This window comes from Frankia nepalensis (assembly GCF_016786325.1).
GTDB lineage: Bacteria > Actinomycetota > Actinomycetes > Frankiales > Frankiaceae > Pseudofrankia > Pseudofrankia nepalensis.
In genome coordinates, this window is sequence record NZ_JADWYU010000093.1 from 60,347 (window position 1) to 76,687 (window position 16,341).

14 protein-coding genes are annotated in these 16,341 nt (G+C 73.0%); 12 read left to right on the top strand and 2 right to left on the bottom strand.

Annotated features, from left to right (window positions below; genetic code table 11):
* Positions 1–85: 85 nt before the first annotated feature.
* A complete protein-coding gene (gene cobA, locus I6A81_RS07195; protein ID WP_203003468.1) occupies positions 86–1,882 on the top strand; it encodes a uroporphyrinogen-III C-methyltransferase in 1,797 nt (598 codons plus the stop codon).
* Between the two features lie 91 nt (positions 1,883–1,973).
* Here cobA and I6A81_RS07200 read toward each other — a convergent pair whose 3' ends face one another.
* Positions 1,974–2,393: a sirohydrochlorin chelatase gene (locus tag I6A81_RS07200; RefSeq protein WP_203003467.1), complete on the bottom strand. Its 420-nt coding sequence runs from the start codon at positions 2,391–2,393 to the stop codon at positions 1,974–1,976.
* A gap of 66 nt (positions 2,394–2,459) precedes the next feature.
* Positions 2,460–3,461, bottom strand: coding sequence for an NAD(P)/FAD-dependent oxidoreductase (locus tag I6A81_RS07205; protein WP_203003466.1), 1,002 nt, complete (start codon positions 3,459–3,461; stop codon positions 2,460–2,462).
* A 659-nt stretch (positions 3,462–4,120) separates the two neighbouring features.
* On the opposite strand from I6A81_RS07205, the gene I6A81_RS07210 reads away from it, so the two are divergent.
* The 11 genes from I6A81_RS07210 (at position 4,121) to nuoF (ending at position 16,325) form a co-directional block, all read left to right on the top strand.
* Positions 4,121–5,782, top strand: a complete 1,662-nt coding sequence (locus I6A81_RS07210) for a serine/threonine-protein kinase (protein ID WP_407661268.1) — start codon at positions 4,121–4,123, stop codon at positions 5,780–5,782.
* Positions 5,783–5,867: 85 nt separating this feature from the next.
* Positions 5,868–6,065 carry a hypothetical protein gene (locus I6A81_RS07215; RefSeq protein ID WP_238430754.1) on the top strand — a complete coding sequence of 66 codons (198 nt, stop codon included), beginning with the start codon at positions 5,868–5,870 and terminating at the stop codon, positions 6,063–6,065.
* Positions 6,066–6,269: 204 nt separating this feature from the next.
* Positions 6,270–7,424 (top strand): cyclic dehypoxanthinyl futalosine synthase, encoded by a 1,155-nt coding sequence (gene mqnC / locus I6A81_RS07220; RefSeq protein ID WP_203006891.1) that lies wholly within the window; start codon positions 6,270–6,272, stop codon positions 7,422–7,424.
* 74 nt (positions 7,425–7,498) lie between these two features.
* A complete protein-coding gene (locus tag I6A81_RS07225; RefSeq protein WP_203006894.1) occupies positions 7,499–8,218 on the top strand; it encodes a demethylmenaquinone methyltransferase in 720 nt (239 codons plus the stop codon).
* 772 nt (positions 8,219–8,990) lie between these two features.
* The gene (locus I6A81_RS07230) at positions 8,991–10,427 is read left to right on the top strand and encodes a geranylgeranyl reductase family protein (protein ID WP_203006890.1); all 1,437 of its coding nucleotides are present in this window, start codon (positions 8,991–8,993) and stop codon (positions 10,425–10,427) included.
* A 393-nt stretch (positions 10,428–10,820) separates the two neighbouring features.
* Positions 10,821–11,183, top strand: a complete 363-nt coding sequence (locus tag I6A81_RS07235) for an NADH-quinone oxidoreductase subunit A (protein ID WP_203006889.1) — start codon at positions 10,821–10,823, stop codon at positions 11,181–11,183.
* Complete coding sequence (locus I6A81_RS46110; RefSeq protein ID WP_203006888.1) at positions 11,174–11,944, top strand: NuoB/complex I 20 kDa subunit family protein; 771 nt, start codon at positions 11,174–11,176, stop codon at positions 11,942–11,944. Before I6A81_RS07235 ends, I6A81_RS46110 begins: the two co-directional genes overlap by 10 nt.
* Entirely contained in the window at positions 11,941–12,612 is a 672-nt protein-coding gene (locus I6A81_RS07245) for an NADH-quinone oxidoreductase subunit C (RefSeq protein ID WP_203006887.1), read from the top strand. Before I6A81_RS46110 ends, I6A81_RS07245 begins: the two co-directional genes overlap by 4 nt.
* A gap of 130 nt (positions 12,613–12,742) precedes the next feature.
* The gene (locus I6A81_RS07250) at positions 12,743–14,104 is read left to right on the top strand and encodes an NADH-quinone oxidoreductase subunit D (RefSeq protein ID WP_203006886.1); all 1,362 of its coding nucleotides are present in this window, start codon (positions 12,743–12,745) and stop codon (positions 14,102–14,104) included.
* Positions 14,104–14,997 (top strand): NADH-quinone oxidoreductase subunit NuoE, encoded by an 894-nt coding sequence (gene nuoE, locus I6A81_RS07255; RefSeq protein ID WP_203010131.1) that lies wholly within the window; start codon positions 14,104–14,106, stop codon positions 14,995–14,997. The genes I6A81_RS07250 and nuoE overlap by 1 nt, the downstream gene beginning before the upstream one ends.
* A 2-nt stretch (positions 14,998–14,999) precedes the next feature.
* Entirely contained in the window at positions 15,000–16,325 is a 1,326-nt protein-coding gene (nuoF, locus tag I6A81_RS07260; RefSeq protein ID WP_203006893.1) for an NADH-quinone oxidoreductase subunit NuoF, read from the top strand.
* Positions 16,326–16,341 lie beyond the last annotated feature (16 nt).

The following is a 16,341-nucleotide window of genomic DNA, read 5'->3' on the forward strand; positions in this document are numbered from 1 at the left end:
CGAACGGGCCGCTCGGCGGGCCGCCTGCCCGTTGCCGTGCCGGCTGTTGCCGGCTGTCGGGCGTTATGCCAGTAACGTTCCGTAGGTGGCGATCGGGCGGCGGGGTGGCCCCGGAGCGGCGTCGCGCCGCGGCCATGTCTGGCTGGTGGGCGCCGGTCCCGGCGACCCCGGGCTGATCACCGTGCGCGGTGCCGAGCTGGTCGCCAGCGCCGACGTGATCGTCAGCGACCTTGCTCCGGACGCGGCGCTGCACGGCCACGCCCGCGCCGGCGCCGAGATCGTCCGGGTCGGCCCGGATGGTGAGATCCGGGGCCAGGACGAGACCAACGCCCTGCTGGTCGACCGGGCGCTGTCCGGTGCCCGGGTGGTGCGGCTCAAGGTCGGTGACCCCTACCTGCTGGGCCGCGGCGGCGAGGAGGCCGAGGCGTGCGCCGCCGCCGGCGTGGCCGTGACGGTGGTGCCCGGGGTGTCGGCCGCGCTCGCCGGCCCGGCGTACGCGGGCATCCCGGTCACCCACCGAGGGCTCGCCCAGGACGTCGTGATCGTCGCCGGCCACCTGCCGCCGGACCACCCGGACTCGACCGTCGACTGGGCGGCGCTCGCCTCGCCCACGCTGACGGTCGTGATCATGATGGGGGTCGCCCACCTGGTCGCGATCGCGGACGCGCTGCTCGCCGCCGGCCGGGAGCCGGGCACCCCGGTCGCGGTGGTGGAGCGGGCGACCACCCCCGCCCAGCGGGTGCTGCGCACCACGCTGGAGTCGTTGGGCGCGGACGCCGTCGAGACCGGCGTGCGCTCGCCGGCCGTGATCGTGGTCGGCGACGTCGCGGCGCGCATCGACGCCCGCGGCGCCGCCTCGCCCAGCCGAGGCGCCGCGGCGCGCCCCCGGCTGTCACCGCCGGGGCCGGCGCCAGCCGGGCCGCCGGGGCAGATCCGGCCGCCGGCCGCCGACCGGGGCGCCAGGTGGGTCGCTGGCCAGGCCCCCGGGCAGGACGGCGAGCGCGGGAACGACGGGCGCCGCGACGACGGCGTGAGGGAGGGTGCCCCGCCCGCCCCCGGCCCGCCCACGCCTCGCCAGCCCGACCAGGAGGATGCCCGGATGGACCGGATGGCGCTCCCGCCTCGGCCCGCGGTGGCCGGCGGGCCGCTGGCCGGGGTGCGGGTGTTGGTGCCGCGCACCCGGGCCCGGCCGAGCCTGCTCGCGCGTGACCTGCGCCGCCAGGGCGCCGAGGTCGTCGAGACGATCGTGTCGACGCTCGCCCCGGTTCCGGACGCCGGCCAGCTCCTGGAGGCGCTGCCCGGCGCGGACGCGCTGGTGCTCGCCGACGCGGATGAGGTCGCGGCCGTCGTCACGCTGCTGCGCGGGTCGGGGCGCGACGTGCGCGCGCTGGCCGGCCTCACCCTGGTGTCCGCGTCCGAGTCGGCCGCGGCCGCCCTCGACGCGCTGGGCCTGGCCACGGTCCGCTCGTCGGCCGAGGTACGGGTCGCCCACGTCGTCGTCACCGAGATCCCGGTGACCGGCCTGCGGGTGGCCGTCTGCGCCGCCGCCGCGCCCCCGATGGGGGTGCGCACCGTCCGCCGGATCACCCTGCAGACCGACATCCCCGCCGACCCCGACGCGGCTGTCGCTGACGACCTGCGCCGCGGCGCCCTGCACGCCGCCGCGTTCGCCTCGTCGACCGCCGCCCGGATGACCGCTCACGTCTACAGCCCGCTCCCGGCCGGCCTGCTGGTCGCCGCGATCGGCCGGCGCACCGTCGCCGCCTGCCGCGAGGCCGGTATCCGGGTCGACGCGGTCGCCGCGGAGCCGGGTATCGCCGGTCTCGTCGCGGCACTGTGTCAGCTGGTGGCCCCGGGCCGTCTCGTCGACCCGTCCGGCTGACGACCGCGGGCCGCGGACGGCTGGAGGATCTTCACGTTCCGCGGCGCGTCGTCCCCACGAGATCCGCCGGGCTGCCCGCGTGGGCGCGGCGTCAGCCGGCGCTGGGCTGGTTGCCCGGCGGGCCGGGCAGCCGGTCGGCGATGCGAGCGCGGACGGTGGCGACCACGCCGGGATGCAGCCCGAGCGGCTCGGTCACCGACCAGGTGGTGTGCGGGTGCGCTGCCTGCGCGGCGGCGAGCGCCCGGGGGATGTCCCGTGCCGTGTGCTTCCCCTCGAACAGGAAGAAGGGATGCGCGACGATCTCCGTGCAGCCGGCCGCCGCGAGCGCCGCGTACCCGTCCTCGATGTTCGGCCGCAGCACGTCCAGGAAGGCCGGCTCCACCGCGCCCCACGCCGGTGGTGTACCGGTGTTCACCGTGGGCTCCGCCGCCAGCTCCGCGGCCAGCGTCCGGACGGTCGCGTTGGCCGCGTCCCGCTGGGACCCGTGGCCGATGATCAGCAGACCTCGCATGCCTCCAGTGTGTGCCTGGCTGGCTGCCGCCCGGCGCGCGGCGTTGGCGGCGCCTCGCCGGCCGGGTCAGGCGGCCGGGGTGCCGTCGTCGGAGCTGTGGCCGGGGAAGACCTTGGCGGAGGGGTCGACGACCGGGGCGGCGTTGTTGACCGCGGTGGCGACCTCGCCGAAGCCGGTGGCGATCAGGCGAACCTTGCCCGGGTACTCGGTGATGTCGCCCGCGGCGAAGATCCGCTCGACGCCGGTGAACATCGTCGTGTCGACCACGATGTGCCGCTTGTCGATGTTCAGGCCCCACCGGGTCAGCGGGCCGAGGTCGGCGGTGAAGCCGAGCGCGGCGACGACCGCCTGCGCCGGCCGGACCTGCCGCTCGCCGGACTTGCTGTGCACCAGCTCGACCTTCTCGATCCGCTCGTCGCCGCTGATCGCGGCGACCTCGGTGAAGGTGAGGACCTCGCAGGAGGAGGCGAGCACCCGGTCGACGGTGTGCTGGTGGGCGCGGAACTTGTCCCGGCGGTGCACCACGGTGACGGACTTCGCGAGCGGCTCCAGCGCCAGCGCCCAGTCGAACGCGCTGTCACCGCCGCCGACGACCACGATGTCCAGGTCGCGGTAGTCGTCCAGCCGCGGCACGAAGTACACCAGGCCGCGGCCCAGGTGCTCGGTGCCGGTCGGCAGCGGCCGGGGGGTGAACGTGCCGAGGCCGCCGGTGATCACGATCACCTTGGCGCGTACCCGCAGGCCCTGCGCGCTCGTCACCAGGATCGCGTCCGGCTCGTGGGTGATCTCGGCGGCCTGGTGGCCGAGCAGGTAGGCCGGGTTGAACGGTGCCACCTGCTCGACCAGCGCGTTGACCAGGTCTCGGCCGCGCACCGCCGGGAAGCCGGCGATGTCGTAGATGACCTTCTCGGGGTACATGGCGGTCACCTGGCCGCCGGGCTCGGGCAGCGAGTCCATGAGCGCGACCGACATGCCGCGAAACCCCGCGTAGTAGGCGCCGAACAGGCCGGCCGGGCCCGCGCCGACGATGAGCATGTCGACCGAGTGGTCGATGGACGTGTCACCCATGGTGTTCTTCTCCATCCGCTGGCACCCGGAGGCCCTCCGGCCTGACCCTGGATCACTGTCGGCCCGTCTGGGCCTGTACTGCCGATGGCCCGACGGTGCCCCGTGGGGGCGTGCACCAGGTAGCTTCCTCCGACAGCGTCGACTACGGCTGTCAAGACCCAGGCTTCCCGTCCGATGCCACTGGAGTACTCCTGGAACTCCATACTGCCGGAAGCCGGGGTCACGTGCCCTGATCCGAGTTGTCGGAGCGTCGTGTGTTTCATCGCCTACCGGTGCGCGGCGCGGCCCGGCGCCGTCTTCGCCGAGCCGGCGGCCTCCCCGACGGGGCGATGACACACTGGTGGTCGAATTGGTCGGCCATGGCCGACTGTGGCCGCCGCCGGCCGGCGGCGGCCGGCGACGGCCGGGCGGCCGTCCGGTCTGCGCCGTCCGGTCGACTGTGGTTTCCGTCAGAACTTCGACAAGGAAGCCGACCCGCTCGCGCGGCGGGTTACCGTCGCCGGTAGCCGGCCCATGCCGAGGACCACCCGCGGCCTCCTGGATACGGTCTTGCCGGCCTCACGAGGCGTCGTGGGTGGAACGGCCTGGATCACGATGCGGCCTGGATCAACATGCCGGTCGCTGGGACAATTAGGGTGAGGTCGACGAGCGGGGTGGCAGTGTCGGAACGATCGGTCTGGACGGAGCGCTCGGCGGCTGGCCCGCCGGTCCCCGGCGAGCCGCTGCGCTCCTCCGACCCACGCATGATCGGCCGCTACGAGGTGCTCAGCCGCCTCGGCGCCGGCGGGATGGGTGCCGTCTACCTCGCCAAGGACCCGAGCGGCCGCCGGGTCGCGGTCAAGGTGATCCGCGGCGAGCTGGCGAACGACGAGGAGTTCCGGGCGCGGTTCGGCGACGAGGTGACGGCGGCCCGGCGGGTGGCGCCGTTCTGCACCGCCGAGGTGCTCGACGCCGACCCGCACGCCCACAACCCCTACCTGGTCACCGAGTTCATCGAGGGCAAGCGGCTGGACACGGCCGTCGAGGAGTCGGGGCCGCTCGGCAAGTCGACCCTGCAGGGGGTCGCCGTCGGCGTCGCGTCGGCGCTGACCGCGATCCACGGCGCCGGGATCGTGCACCGCGACCTCAAGCCGAGCAACGTCATGCTGTCGTACTCCGGGCCCCGAGTGATCGACTTCGGGATCGCCCGCGCGCTCGACGCGGTCGCCGGCCGCACCCGCTCGGGCATCGTGCTCGGGTCGCTCGGCTGGATGGCGCCCGAGCAGATGGAGGGCAGCCCGGTCGGGCCCGCCACCGACATCTTCGCGTGGGGCCTGCTGATCGGCTACGCGGCCACCGGCGTCCACCCGTATGGCGAGGGCAGCTTCTACGAGATCTCCGAGCGGGTCCTGACGGGCAGCCCCGACCTGTCCGGCATCCCCGCCGACCTGCGCCCGGTCGTCGCCGCCACGCTGGGCCGCGACCCGCGGCTGCGCCCGTCCGCGGAGCAGATCCTGCTCACCCTGCTCGGCGAGACCGGGCGGGGCAACGTGCGGGCGGCCGCCACCCGGGTGATCGACGGCACCTGGCCGGGTGTCCGCCAGGGCGGGGGCGCCCTGGACCCGACCCGCCTCGGCGGGCCGACGGCCGCCCCCGGGCACCACGGCGGCGGGGCTGGCCACGGCGGCGGCGAGGCGGCCTACCGGGGTGGGCAGGGCTCGCGCCAGGCCGGCGGCTACGGGAACGACTACCGAGGTGACCGGCCCGCCCAGGGCGCCGACGCCGGCTACGACGCCGGCTACGGCAGGAGCGCCGGCTACCAGGGCGGCGCCGCGGGCCGGGCCGGGCAGGACGCGGGCCGCCGGCAGCGCGGCGGCGGCTACATCCGCTTCGAGGAGCCAGCGCCCGCGCCCGCGCCGCGACGGGCCGCGGGCCGGGACCAGGCGTCCTACCGGCCGCCGTACCAGCCGGCTCCGCCGGCAGCGGCTCGCCCGGCGCCGCCACCGCCACCGCCACCGCCGGCCCCGGCGCCGCGCCCCGAGCGCGCGCCCCGGGCCCGGCGCCGGCGCCGGTTCCGGATCCCGTTCAAGAAGACGATCCTGTTCGTCCTGATGGTTCTGCTGCTGCTGTCGGCCGCCGACCAGATCGCGAGCGCGGTCAACGAGAAGCGCGAGGCGCTCTGGAACCGGCTCGTCGACCGGGTGGAACAGCAGATCGACGAGTGGCGTGGCCAGGCGGGCGACGCCGTCAACGACGTCCCCGGGCAGCTCACGGATGAGATCGGCGACCGGATCAACGACAGGCCGGCCACAGGCGGGCCGGGACCGGGTCAAGCTCCCTGAGTCCTCACCCACGGCGGGTGACCGGATCCTGGACGGATCGTGTTCTGGGTGCATGATGAAGGCGCCTGGCAGGTACAACCCCGTCATGGCGAACTTCGCGCAGCGGGTCTCGGAGATGCTGCACAACCCGAAGACCCAGGAGATGATCAACAAGGTCAAGGCGCAGACGAACAAGCCGGAGAACAAGGCGAAGATCCAGCAGTTCGCGGACAAGCTGCGCCACCGGGCCTCGTCCTCGTCCAGCCGTAGTGGCCCCGGCACCGGCCCCGGTACCGGCTACTGACCGCCAGTTGGTCGGCCACCACACGCACCATCGCTGCCTCGGCGCGCCGCGCGCCGGGGCAGCGGCCAGCAGGCACGGATCCCGACCGGGCGGGCTCCACGCAGGGGCCGACGGCGCCGCGATCGGCGACATCGCGGTCAAGGCCACAGGGCTGGGCGCTCCAGGAAAAACCCGCGCAATGACCGGGAGACTAGGATCGGGCCGGTGAGCGAGATCCGATCCTTGCTGGCCAGGGCCGCCGACGGCGGCCGGATCACGCCTGACGAGGCGCTGCTGCTCTACACCCAGGCGCCGCTGCACGCGCTCGGGCTGGCGGCGGACGCCGTGCGTCGGCGGCGCTTCCCGGACGGCATCGCGACCTACATCATCGACCGCAACATCAACTACACCAACGTCTGCGTGACGGCCTGCAGGTTCTGCGCGTTCTACCGGGCGCCGAAGCACCAGGAGGGCTGGGTCCGCGACGTCGACGACATCGTCGCCAAATGCGGCGAGGCGGTCGAGCTGGGCGCCACCCAGATCATGCTGCAGGGCGGCCACCACCCGGACTTCGGCATCGAGTGGTACGAGGCCGCCTTCTCGGCCATCAAGCGGGCCCACCCGCGGCTGGCGCTGCACTCGCTGGGCGCGAGCGAGGTCGTGCACATCGCTCGCGTCTCGGGGCTGACCCACGAGCAGGTCATCATCCGGCTGCGTGACGCGGGCCTGGACAGCTTCGCCGGTGCCGGCGCCGAGATCCTCACCGAGCGGCCGAGGGCCGCGATCGCCCCGCTCAAGGAGCCGGGTCACGTCTGGCTGTCCGTGATGGAGATCGCGCACGGCCTCGGCGTCGAGTCGACCGCGACGTTCATGATGGGCACCGGCGAGACCAACACTGAGCGCATCGAGCACATGCGGATGATCCGTGACGTTCAGGACCGTACCGGCGGTTTTCGGTCGTTCATCCCCTGGACGTACCAGCCGGAGAACAACCATCTTCGCGGGCGCACACAGGCGACGATCTTTGAATACCTGCGGCTCGTGGCCGTCGCCCGGTTGTTCTTCGACAACGTCGCGCACCTCCAGGGCTCCTGGCTGACCACCGGCAAGGAGGTCGGGCAGCTCACCCTGCACCTCGGCGCGGACGACCTGGGCTCCGTGATGCTGGAGGAGAACGTCGTCTCCTCCGCCGGCGCCCGGCACCGCACCAACCGTTCCGAACTGATCCACCTGATTCGGGCCGCCGACCGGATCCCCGCGCAGCGCGACACCCTCTACAACCATCTGGTGGTCCACCGCGACCCCGCCGACGACCCGTCCGACGACCGGGTGGCCTCGCACTACTCGTCGACCGCGCTCCCGCTGGTCCAGGCGGGGTGAGCCCCGCGACGGAGGCCTCCAGCCGGGGCGGCGTGCGCGCCGGGCTGGACAAGCGGCCGGACGAGGTCGCGGCGATGTTCGACCAGGTCGCCCGCCGGTACGACGTGACCAACGCTGTCCTGTCGGCCGGCCGCGACCGGGGCTGGCGCAGGGCGACGGCCGAGGCGCTGCGGCTGGAGCCGGGGCTGCGGGTGCTCGACCTCGCCGCCGGCACCGCCACCTCGTCGCGCGCGTTCGCCACCCGGGGCACCGACGTGGTCGCCTGCGACTTCTCCGTCGGCATGCTGCGCGCCGGGCAGGCGCGGCTCGCCCGCAAACCGCTGGCGGGCAGCCGGCCGCGCGAGGCGACGGCCGAGACCCGGCCGCCGGCGGCCCCGCCCGCCGGTTCCGTCCATCTCGTCGCCGGCGACGGGCTGCGGCTGCCGTTCCCCGACGAGGCCTTCGACCGGGTGACGATCTCGTTCGGGCTGCGCAACGTCGCGGACGTGCCGCGCTGCCTCGCGGAGCTGCGCCGGGTGACCCGCCCGGGCGGGCGGCTGGTCGTGTGCGAGTTCAGCCGGCCGACCTGGGGGCCGATGCGCCGGGTCTACCTGGAGTACCTGATGCGCGCGCTGCCGGCGGTGGCCCGCGCGGTCAGCAGCAGCGCCGACTCCTACGTCTACCTCGCCGAGTCGATCAGGGCCTGGCCCGGCCAGGCCGAGCTCGCCGACCTCCTGCGCGAGGCCGGCTGGACCGGCGTCGGCTGGCGGAACCTCACCGGCGGCATCGTCGCCCTGCACCACGGCGACCGTTGACGGCGTTCCGTTCCTGGGATCGAGCCAGGGGCAGTGGTGCCGAAAAGCGCCGTGCTCGGCACCACTACCTCGGGGATCATGACCGGGTGCCCCACAGGTCGTGACCGGAGGTGCCCGGTGGGTGCGTCGGCACCCCTGGCGGTCGGTCTGACGGGTCTTGGGCCCTTGGTGCTGGCCGGGCCGGAGGCGGGCCAGATGGTCCCCTCGATCCCGGGATCGGTCGTGCTGGACAGGTTGTGTTCGGTTCCACAGTGGCCGGGATCGTGGGGTCGTCGAACCGCCTTCACGGGTCGCTGGCACCACCGGTGTGGGTCGCCTCCGTGCCGGCCCGGTCGCTGTGCGGTCGGCCGGGAGCCGTCACCACGCCCTGCGGGCGGCCGGCCATCGCGCTGAGCGCTCCACCTGCGCGTTTCCGCTCGGGCGATGTCCGACAAACAGCCCATTGGCGGTTCCGGGATCGCTCGGCCATGTGGCTGGATTGGTGCCGTCGTGGGGGTCTTGTGGTGAAGCGTCGCGATCATTGCCCGCTGCTGGTGGCAGCTCTATCACCCTTGGTGGCGGGTTGGGAGGCTGGCCGGGCTCGTCAGCGCTCAGAAGCATCCTGGTTGGTGCCATTGGCCGTGTGAGCCCCTACACTCGGCCGTAGCGGGAAGCTCGTGAAGAAATTCACGAGCGCCTCGCGGAACTGTCGGGCAACGGCCGGCGAACCGCGCGCCCCCTGGGTGGGGGCGTGGTGGACGCTGGTCGTGCGGTGGACGAACCGGAGCATTTGGTGACGAAGGAGACGGCGCGGGAAGCGCGGCCAGATGGCGCGGCGAGCGCCGAGGCCGATGCCGACGTGATCGTCGTCGGCGCCGGTCCGGCGGGCTCCGCTGCCGCCTACCACCTGGCCAGCTCGGGCCTGGACGTGTTGCTGCTGGAGAAGTCCCATTTCCCGCGGGACAAGGTGTGCGGCGACGGGCTTACCCCGCGTGCCGTGGCGAGCCTGGTCAAGATGGGCATCGCCACCGACTCGGCCGCGGGCGGCGTGACGATGGCGCAGCCGCGCGCCGCCGGAGACCCCCAGCCCGGCCTGGCCGGAGACGGCGTGACGATGGCGAAGCCGCACGCCGCCGCGGACCCCCAGCCCGGCATCGCGAGCGGCTGGGCGCGCAACAAGGGCCTGCGGATCATCGGCGGCGGGCTGCGGCTGGAGCTGCCCTGGCCGGAGCTGGCGAGCTTCCCCGACTACGGCCTGGTCCGCCCGCGTTCCGACTTCGACGAGCTGCTGGCCCGCACCGCAGAGAAGGCGGGCGCCCGGCTGCGTGAGGGCACCACGGTCGCCGGCCCGCTGCGCGACGAGCGCACCGGCCGGGTGGTCGGTGTGACCGCCCGGGCGGGCGGCGATCGGGAGCCGGTGACCTACCGGGCGCCGGTCGTGGTCGCCGCCGACGGCAACAGCGCGCGGCTCGCGCTGTCGATGGGCATCCGCCGCCGCGACGACCGGCCGCTCGGGGTCGCGGTCCGCCGGTACTACCGCAGCCCACGTACCCACGACGACTACCTCGAGTCCCACCTGGAGCTCTGGGAGGGCAAGCCCGGCGCGAGCCGGCTGCTGCCCGGCTACGGCTGGATCTTCGGGATGGGCGACGGCACCAGCAACGTCGGTCTCGGTATCCTCAACACCACCCCGGCCTTCGGCAACACCGACTACCGGGACCTGCTGCGCCGTTGGCTCGCCGCGCTGCCGCCCGAGTGGGGCTACACCGAGGACAACGCCACCGGCCCGGTGCGCGGCAGCGCGCTGCCGATGGGCTTCAACCGGACCCCGCACTACTCCGACGGCGTGCTGCTCGTCGGTGACGCCGGCGGGATGGTCAACCCGTTCAACGGCGAGGGCATCGCCTACGCGATGGAGTCGGGCGAGATCGCGGCCGACGTCGTCGTCCAGGCGCTGGCCCGCCGGGCGGACCCGGCCAGGGAGCGGGCGCTGCGCCAGTACCCCGAGGCGGTGCGGGCCCGCTACGGCGGCTACTACACCCTCGGCCGCGTCTTCGTGAACCTCATCGGCAATCCGACCGTGATGCGGCTGGCCACGAAGTACGGCCTGCCGCACCCGGTGCTGATGCGGTTCATGTTGAAGATCATGGCAAACCTTACCGACCCACGGGGAGGTGATGCGCACGACCGGATGATCAATGCGCTGTGCCGGCTCGCGCCGAGCGCGTAAGCACCACCGCCGGGACCATTCGTGCCCGGCCAGTACGCGCCGGTGACGAGGACGTGCCCGGGCCAGGGCGCCGACGGAAACGTTTGGCGCCGACCGGGGGAAACCCGTGGAAGGGCAGCATGCGCAGGGGCGTAAGCTGCGCTGCGCGCTGGCTCGATGGGGCGGCTTGGCGAGCCGCGGCACGGCGGTGCTGACGCCCGGAAGCGTGCGTGAGTGCAGCAAGCGGTACCAAGGAAAACGGCCCACCCAGCCGTGCCGGGAAATCACCGGCGCGCCGGGCGGCCAGAGGTCAGGACAGGCTCGCGGCGGCGCGAAAGCGCAGCGTCCAGCCGCGGCGGGGCAGGCAGTCCGGCGCAGGGCCGGCCACACATTCTCTGGAGAGAGGAGATCGGCATGCTCTCCAACTACGTGCCGATCCTCGTCCTGGTCGCGATCGCCACGGCGTTCGCGGCCGGATCGATCGTGATCAGCATGCTGGTCGGGCCGAAGCGGTTCAACCGGGCCAAGCTCGACGCCTATGAGTGCGGCATCGAGCCGGAGCCGGTGCCGGCTGGGCCACGCCGTTTTCCGGTGAAGTTCTATCTCATCGCGATGCTCTTCATCATCTTCGACATCGAGATCATCTTCCTGTACCCGTGGGCGGTTGCCTTCGGCGGCCTGGGCGTATTCGGGCTCGTCGAGATGGTGCTGTTCGTGGCTACGGTGTTCGTCGCCTACGCCTACGTCTGGCGGCGGGGAGGCCTGGAATGGGACTAGAGGAGAAGCTGCCCAGCGGCGTGCTTCTCGCCAGTGTCGAGAAGCTCGCGGGCCTGGGCCGCAAGTCGTCGCTGTGGCCGGTGACCTTCGGCCTTGCCTGCTGCGCCATCGAGATGATGGGCACCGGCGCCGCGCGGTACGACCTTGCCCGGTTCGGCATGGAGGTCTTCCGGGCCAGCCCCCGCCAGGCCGACCTGATGATCGTCGCCGGCCGGGTGAGCCAGAAGATGGCCCCGGTGCTGCGGCAGATCTACGACCAGATGGCCGAGCCCAAGTGGGTGCTGGCCATGGGGGTCTGCGCCTCCAGCGGCGGCATGTTCAACAACTACGCCATCGTGCAGGGAGTCGACCACATCGTCCCGGTCGACATGTACCTCCCCGGCTGCCCGCCGCGGCCGGAGATGCTGATGGACGCGATCATGAAGCTGCACCGGAAGATCCAGACGGGCCCGGTGTCCGGCAAGCTCGACCGCACCGAGATCGGCAACTCCCCGTACCCGAAGCCGATCGAGGTCGCCACCGCCCAGTCGGCGCTGCCCGAGGGCAGCCTCGACACCCGGACGCTGTCGGTCAACGACCGCAAGCGCTTCAAGATGCCCGCCGACGCCCCGCTGCCGGTCGGCCGCGGCGCGGTCGAGCCGGCGTCGCTCGACGCCCGCCGCCCGGCCGCCGTCACCCCGCCGTCGGTGTTCGGCCGCAAGCTGCTGCCGGTCGTCGAGAAGGTCGAAAAGTCAGAAACCAACGAGGTCCAGGAACCATGAGCGAGCTGGTACCGAACGGGGCCGCTGGCCGCCGACGGGACGCCTTCGGCGCGTCGGGCAGCGGTGACACCTCCGGCTTCGGCGGCCTGGTCGCCCCGCCGCCCGTGCTCACGTCCAGCGAGCGGCCGTTCGGCGACGAGCAGGCCGACACCGTCTACGACGCGCTCGAGCGGGCGTTCCCCGGGCTCGAGGAGGCGATCGAGCGGGTCGTCTTCGACCGGGGCGAGCTGACCCTGCACGTGCGGCGCGAGCACCTGCTCGCCGTCGCGCGCACCCTGCGCGACGACCCGGCGCTGCGCTTCGAGCTGCTGTCCTCGCTGTCCGGGGCGGACTACCTGGACGACCCGAGCGGACGCCGGCTGCACTCCGTCGTCCACCTGGCGTCGCTCACGTACCGGCGCCGGATCCGCGTCGAGGTGTCCGTGTCGGCCGAGGACCCGGTGATGCCGAGCCTCACCCCGGTCTGGCCGACCGCCGACTGGCACGAGCGGGAGACCTACGACTTCTTCGGGATCATCTACGAGGGCCACCACGCGCTGACCCGGATCATGATGCCGGACGACTGGGAGGGCTACCCCCAGCGCAAGGACTACCCGCTCGGCGGCATTCCGGTCGACTACAAGGGCGCCCAGGTGCCCCCGCCCGAGAAGCGCCGGAGCTACTCATGAGGACCCGGCGCGAAGCGACGGAGCGAACTAGGGACACCGTGAGCGCAGGAGTGAGCGAGCGGAGTGGTCGTCCGAGGTACGAGGACGCCCGCGGAGTGAGCGAAGCGACGGAGCGAACTAGGGACGCAGCATGAGCACCGACACGCGCACCCAGCCTTCAGGCCCCGGCCCGTACGAGGCCGGCTTCACCGAGTCCGGCGCGAACCGGGTCTACACCGTCACCGGTGGCGACTGGGAGCAGGTGCTTGGCGCCGGTGAGGAGGGCGCCGAGCGGATCGTCGTCAACATGGGCCCGCAGCACCCGTCCACCCACGGCGTGCTGCGTCTCGTCCTCGACATCGAGGGCGAGACGGTCCTCCAGACCAGGCTGGTCATCGGCTACCTGCACACCGGGATCGAGAAGAGCTGCGAGTTCCGCACCTGGACGCAGGCGGTCACCTACCTGACCAGGGCCGACTACCTCTCGCCGCTGTACTCCGAGACGGCCTTCTGCCTGTCGGTGGAGCGGCTGCTGGGCATCACCGACCAGGTTCCCGAGCGGGCGACGGTCATCCGGGTGCTCGTGATGGAGCTGCAGCGGATCTCCTCGCACCTGGTGGGTCTGGCCACCTCGGGCATGGAGCTCGGCGCCACCACGGCGATGATCGTCGGTTTCCGCGAGCGCGAGAAGATCCTCGACCTGCTCGAGCTGATCACCGGCCTGCGGATGAACCACGCCTACGTCCGCCCCGGCGGGCTCGCCCAGGACCTCCCTGACGGCGCCGAGAAGGCGATCATGGAGTTCCTGGCCGACATGCCCGGGCGGATCAAGGAGTACCACCGGCTGCTGACCGGCCAGCCGATCTGGAAGAACCGGCTGATCGACGTCAACTACCTGGACGCGGCCTCCTGCCTCGCCCTGGGCGTCACCGGCCCGATCCTGCGGGCCGCTGGCCTGCCCTGGGACCTGCGCAAGACGATGCCGTACTGCGGCTACGAGACGTACGAGTTCGACGTCCCGACCGCGACCGAGGCCGACTCCTTCGCCCGCTACCTGGTGCGGCTGGAGGAGATGGGCGAGTCCCTGAAGATCGTCGAGCAGTGCCTGGACAAGCTGGCGAAGCTCGGCCCCGGCCCGGTCATGGTCGCGGACAAGAAGATCGCCTGGCCGGCGCAGCTGTCTGTCGGCTCGGACGGCATGGGCAACTCGCTCGACCACATCCGCAAGATCATGGGCACCTCGATGGAGGCCCTGATCCACCACTTCAAGCTGGTCACCGAGGGCTTCCGGGTGCCGCCGGGGCAGGTCTACACGGCCGTCGAGGCCCCGCGCGGCGAGCTCGGCTGCCACGTCGTCAGCGACGGCGGGACCAAGCCGTTCCGGGTGCACCTGCGCGACCCAAGCTTCGTCAACCTGCAGGCCGTGCCCGCGATGACCGAGGGCGGGCAGGTCGGCGACGTGATCGTCGCGGTCGCCTCGGTCGACCCGGTGCTCGGGGGAGTTGATCGTTGATGACTGTTTCTCCTGAGGCCAGGTACGGGCCGGCCTCTCCTGAGGCCGGCAGCGGGCCGTTCACGGAGGAGATCCGGGCCGCGGCCCGCGAGATCGTCGCCCGCTACCCGGTGGGCCGGGAGCGCTCGGCGCTGCTGCCGATGCTGCACCTGGTCCAGTCCGCGCAGGGCTGCGTCACCACCGAGGGCGTCGACTTCTGCGCCAGGGAGCTCGGCCTCACGGCGGCGGAGGTCAGCGCGGTCGCGACCTTCTACACGATGTACAAGCGGCACCCGGTGGGTGACTGGCTGGTCTCGGTGTGCACGAACCTGTCGTGCCGGCTGCTCGGCGGCGACGAGGTGTACGACCGGCTCTCCAAGAAGCTCGGCGTCGGGCACGACCAGACGACCGCCGACGGCTCGATCACCCTCGAGCACGCCGAGTGCCTGGCGGCCTGCGACTACGCCCCGGTGATGACCGTCAACTACGAGTTCTACGACGGCGTGGACCCGGGCGCGGCCGAGGAGATCGTCGACGCGCTCGGGCGCGGCGAGCGGCCCACCCCGACCCGCGGTGGCCCGCTGTGCACGTTCGCCGAGATCTCCCGGCAGCTGGCCGGCTTCGAGGACCCGCGGCCCGAGGGCATCGCGGGGACCGGCTTCCTGGAGCCGTCGGTGGCCGGTCTCACGGTCGCCGAGCAGGCGGGCTGGGACGGCGGGGTCGCGGGCGCCCAGGCGGCCGGCGGCCCGGCCGGCCCGGCGCCCGTGGGGGACGTGCTGCCGGACACGACGCCCGCGGACGGCGCCCGGTCCGGCGCCAGCCCGGCCGCTGGCGCCCCGACCAGCACACCGGCCGGTCCCGCCGCTTCGGCGACACCGGCCGGTCCTGCCGCTTCGCCGACAAAGGGGGCGTGACCGTGCCTGTCACCCCGGTCCTCACCAGCCGCTGGAAGATCCCCGGCATCTGGTCCCTGGAGACCTACGAGCGCCACGACGGGTACCGCTCCGTGCGCACGGCGCTGAACACGAGCCCCGATGACCTGATCAAGATGGTCAAGGACTCCGGCCTGCGCGGGCGTGGCGGGGCCGGCTTCCCGACCGGGATGAAGTGGAGCTTCATCCCGCAGGGCGACGGCAAGCCGCACTACCTGGTCATCAACGCCGACGAGGGCGAGCCGGGCACCTGCAAGGACGCCCCGCTGATGATGACCGACCCGCACTCGCTGATCGAGGGCATCATCGTCGCCTCCTACGCGGTGCGCGCGAACCGTGCCTTCGTGTACCTGCGCGGCGAGCTGATCCACGCCGCCCGCCGGCTGCGCAACGCGACCGCCGAGGCCTACCGCGCCGGCTACCTCGGCAAGGACATCCTCGGCAGCGGGTTCGACCTCGACCTGGTGATCCACTCCGGCGCCGGCGCGTACATCTGCGGCGAGGAGACGGCGCTGCTGGACTCGCTGGAGGGCCGGCGCGGGCAGCCTCGGCTGCGCCCGCCGTTCCCCGCGACCCACGGCCTCTACAACTCGCCGACGGTCGTGAACAACGTCGAGACGATCGCCTCGGTGCCGTTCATCGTCAATCACGGCGTCGAGTGGTTCCGCTCGCTGGGCACCGAGAAGTCGCCGGGCCCGAAGATCTACAGCCTGTCCGGCCACGTCACCCGGCCCGGCCAGTACGAGGCGCCGATGGGCACGACGCTGCGCGAGCTGCTCGACATGGCCGGCGGCATGCGCGGCGGCCGGCAGCTCAAGGCCTGGACGCCGGGCGGCTCGTCGACCCCGATGCTGACCGCCGACCACCTCGACGTCCCGCTGGACTTCGACAGCGTCATGGCCGCCGGCTCGCTGCTCGGCACGGCCGCGCTGATGATCATGGATGACACGGTGGACATCGTCCCGGTGGTCCGCCGGCTCACCCAGTTCTACGCGCACGAGTCCTGCGGCAAGTGCACCCCGTGCCGCGAGGGCACCACCTGGCTGCTGCAGATCCTGACCCGGATGGAGCACGGCCAGGGCGACCCGAGCGACGTCAACACCCTGACCGACGCCTGCGACAACATCTTCGGCCGGGCGTTCTGCGCGCTGGCCGACGGCGCGGTCTCGCCGATCGTGTCCGGCATCAAGCACTTCCCGGAGGAGTTCGCCGCGGCCTCCACGCCGCGCCCGGCCACCGCCGCGCCCGGCGGCGCCTCGGGCAACGGCGTCGCCAAGAGCTCGACCAACGCCCTCGCGGGAGCGCACTGACCATGGGAACCGTCAC